This window comes from Pseudomonas sp. P5_A12 (assembly GCF_056400685.1).
The window spans coordinates 1-3,629 of the sequence record NZ_JBFUKU010000416.1; the positions used below are offsets into that span (position 1 = coordinate 1).

4 protein-coding genes are annotated in these 3,629 nt (G+C 58.7%); 2 read left to right on the plus strand and 2 right to left on the minus strand.

Annotation, left to right across the window (positions count from 1 at the left end; all coding sequences use genetic code 11):
• Together AC1DSG_RS29060 and AC1DSG_RS29065 are read left to right on the plus strand one after the other, a co-directional pair.
• The coding region (locus tag AC1DSG_RS29060; RefSeq protein WP_477793953.1) for a sensor histidine kinase at window positions 1–645 on the plus strand (645 nt) is incomplete at its 5' end.
• Between the two features lie 77 nt (window positions 646–722).
• A complete protein-coding gene (locus AC1DSG_RS29065; protein ID WP_007949268.1) occupies window positions 723–1,100 on the plus strand; it encodes a response regulator in 378 nt (125 codons plus the stop codon).
• 36 nt (window positions 1,101–1,136) lie between these two features.
• On the opposite strand, the gene AC1DSG_RS29070 is transcribed toward AC1DSG_RS29065, so the two are convergent.
• Both AC1DSG_RS29070 and AC1DSG_RS29075 read right to left on the minus strand, forming a co-directional pair.
• Window positions 1,137–2,789, minus strand: coding sequence for an ATP-binding protein (locus AC1DSG_RS29070; RefSeq protein ID WP_477793955.1), 1,653 nt, complete (start codon window positions 2,787–2,789; stop codon window positions 1,137–1,139).
• Between the two features lie 14 nt (window positions 2,790–2,803).
• Window positions 2,804–3,629: ATPase domain-containing protein (locus AC1DSG_RS29075; RefSeq protein WP_477793954.1), on the minus strand; the 826-nt coding region annotated here is incomplete at its 5' end.

Sequence of the window (3,629 nt, forward strand, 5' to 3'; positions counted from 1 at the left end):
GTGCGCACACCGCTCAATGGCCTGATCCTTGAAACCCAGTTGCGCAAGATGCACCTGGCCCGGGACAACGCTTCGGCGTTCACGCTGGACAAGATGCACGCCATGGTCGACCGTGATGAGCGGCAGATAAAAAGCCTGATCCGGTTGATCGAAGACATGCTGGATGTGTCGCGCATCCGCACCGGCAAGCTGTCGATCCGGCCGAGCCAATTTGATCTGGTGCAATTGGTCAGCAACCTGTTGCAAAACTTTGCCCCGCAGGTCGATGCCGCCGAATCTTCGGTTACGCTGACGGCCGAGCAGCCGGTGGTCGGCAGCTGGGACGAATTCCGTATCGAACAAGTGATTTCCAACCTGCTGACAAACGCATTGCGCTATGGCGCCCACAGCCCGATCGACGTTCGCGTGTACAATCAGGACGGCCAGGCGCGGGTCGAGGTTCAGGATCGCGGCATTGGTATCGGCGAAGAGAACCAGGTACGTATTTTTCAGCAGTTTGAACGGGTTTCGGCCAAAACCGTGGTGGCAGGGTTGGGGCTGGGACTGTTTATTTCGGAACAGATTGTCGCTGCCCATGGCGGCACTATCACCGTCGAGAGCCGGATTGGCGAAGGCGCATTGTTTCGCGTTTGTCTGCCGCTGTAGGGAAACAGCCAGATAAACGCAACCTCTGATCGACCCTAGGGTCGTATCAGCAGCTAATGACCGAACAAAGGCTTCCCATGAGTGAAGATGCGCAAGATGTAGTACTCATTGTCGAGGATGACCCCTCGATTTTGATGGTGTTGTCCGCTTACTTGTCGGGTGAAGGTTACCGGGTGCTGCAGGCCGAAAACGGCGAGCAGGCCTTTGAAATTCTGGCGAGCAAACCGCACCTGGACATGATGATCACCGACTTCCGCTTGCCCGGCGGGATTTCCGGCGTACAGATCGCCGAGCCGGCGGTGAAGCTGCGACCGGAACTCAAGGTGATTTTTATCAGCGGGTACCCGCAGGAAATCCGCGAGACCGACAGCCCGATCACCAAGACCGCGCCGATCCTCGCCAAGCCGTTCGATCTGGATGAACTGCAAGAGCTCATGCAGCAAATGCTTTCCTGAGCTCTTTGCAATCGGTGGTCGTGGGGAAGGGGCGCTTCAGATGCTGATCATCTCCCGCACCTTGGCCGTCAGCAGGTCGAAGGTGAAGGGTTTGGTGATCATCTGCATGCCGGGGTCCAGAAACCCTCCGCGCACGGCGGCGTGTTCGGCATAGCCGGTGATGAACAAGACTTTCAGGTCAGGCCGATATTGCCGGCCGATTTCCGCCAGTTGCCGACCGTTCATTCCCGGCAGCCCGACATCGCTGATCAGCAGATCGATCCGCTGCGCAGAGTCGAGGATCGGTACCGCACTGTCGGCATCGCCTGCCTCGACAAAGGCGTAACCCAATTCACTCAACACGGCACTGACCAGCACTCGAACCGCCGGGTCATCTTCGACAATCAGTACGGTTTCTCCGTCCAAAGCGTGTGGGGCGTGCTGGATGTCGATCAGGCTTTCCTCGGCGAGATCCCCGCTGTATCGCGGCAGAAACAGTGTCACCGATGTGCCGCGACCTACTTCGCTATCGATCGTGACGTGACCGTGAGACTGTTTGCTGAACCCGTAAATCATCGACAGCCCCAACCCTGTGCCCTGGCCGATCGGTTTGGTCGTAAAGAAGGGGTCAAAGGCCCGGTTGATCGTGCTTTCGGGCATGCCACAGCCGGTGTYGGTCACCCGCAGCACGACGTAATCACCAGGCAGCAGATTGCCGTGGTCCGCAATGAATCCTGAGTCCAGCTGCTGATTGAAGGTGGTGACCACCAGGTTTCCGCCTTCGGGCATCGCGTCCCGGGCGTTTATCACGAGGTTGAGCAGGGCGCTTTCGAGTTGGTTGGGATCAGCCTCGGCGACCCATAGGTCGTCACTTAATTGCATGTCCAGCTGAATACTTTCGTTAATGCTGCGTTGCAGCAGTTCGCCCATGGACACCACCAGCGTGTTCATCTCCACCGGTTTGGAATCCAGCGATTGGCGCCGCGAGAACGCCAGCAGGCGATGGGTCAGGCCGGCTGCGCGGTTCGCCGAGGTCACGCCCAGATCAATCAGTCCATCCAGGTCCTCGGTACGGCCGCGGGCCAAGCGTCGACGCAGCAGCTCCAGACTGCCGATAATGCCGGTCAACATGTTGTTGAAGTCATGGGCGATACCACCGGTGAGTTGGCCGACCGCTTCCATTTTCTGCGACTGCCTCAGGGCTTCTTCGTTGTGTCGCAGTTGGGCGGTGCGCTCCTCGACCTGTTGTTCGAGGGTTTCCAGGGTATTTTGCAGTCGCAGTTCACTTTGGCTCAGATCGATCAACCGGTCCCGGGCCTCATACTGTCGTCGCCGTCCGCGCAAGGCGGTGGTGACGAGGCTGATCAAGGTCACCGGATGAAACGGACGCTCAAGGAAGGTCACATTGCCCAGTTGCGGGCCGAGTCGCGAAGCAGGGTTCTGCTCGGGCCCACCGTGATGGGTCAACAGGACGATCGGCAGGTCGGACCAGGCCGGTTGTAGCTCGATCAGCTGCAGCAGGGGGTCGAGACCACAACCGATCAGCGCTTCGGAAGAAATTACCAGCAGTCCGGCACCTTGCTCCAACTCGCTGCACAGCGTCGCCAGATCCCGAGTCACAATGCCTTCGAAACCCGCTTCTTTAAGCATCATCAGCGCAATCTGGCTATCGCGTCCCAGCGGCGCGAGAATGATCGCGCGCTCGGACATCGCCTCGACAATGCTCACCGGTTATCGTCCTGAAGCAACGGCTGGCTCGCGCCCAGATACGTTGGCACGCCGCGTAATACGCCCTGGAACGCATCTAATGGCTCACCAATCGTCATGCCCCGGCTGCCGATGCGGTATTCGCGGATGGTCGATTCGTGGCTGCCGGTGCGTTTCTTGATGATCGAGATCGCCCGGCGAACCTTGCCGAGGGCTTCGAAGTAGCGCAACAGAATCACCGTGTCAGCCAGATAGGTGATATCGACCGGCGCTTGCATGTCACCAACCAGCCCGTGTTGGGCAACCGTCATGAATGTCGCCGCGCCGCGCCGATTGAGGTACAGCAGCAATTCGTGCATGTGCAGTACCAGCGCGTTTTCTTCCGGCATCGCGGCCTGATAGCCGTTGATGCTGTCGATGACTACAGTTTTGATATTACCTTCATCGACGCAGCGACGAACCCGATGAGAAAACTCACCAGGGGACAACTCGGCCGCATCCACTTGTTCAATCATTAAATTACCGGTGTCTTGCAGCGCCTGCAGGTCGATGCCCATGTTTTTCATGCGCTCAAACAACAGCCCCAGTTCTTCATCGAAGATGAACAGCGCGGCTTTTTCACCACGGGCCACGGCGGCAGCGGCGAAGATCATCGAGATCAGCGATTTACCGGTCCCGGCCGGACCCAGAATCAATGTGCTGGAACCCGTCTCGATACCGCCGCCGAGCAGGGCGTCCATTTCCTTGATGCTGCTGGTCAACTGTTGGCGGACATAACCGCCGCGATGTTCGGCCGCCACCAGGCGCGGGAACACATGCACGCCGTCGCCCATGATGGTGAAG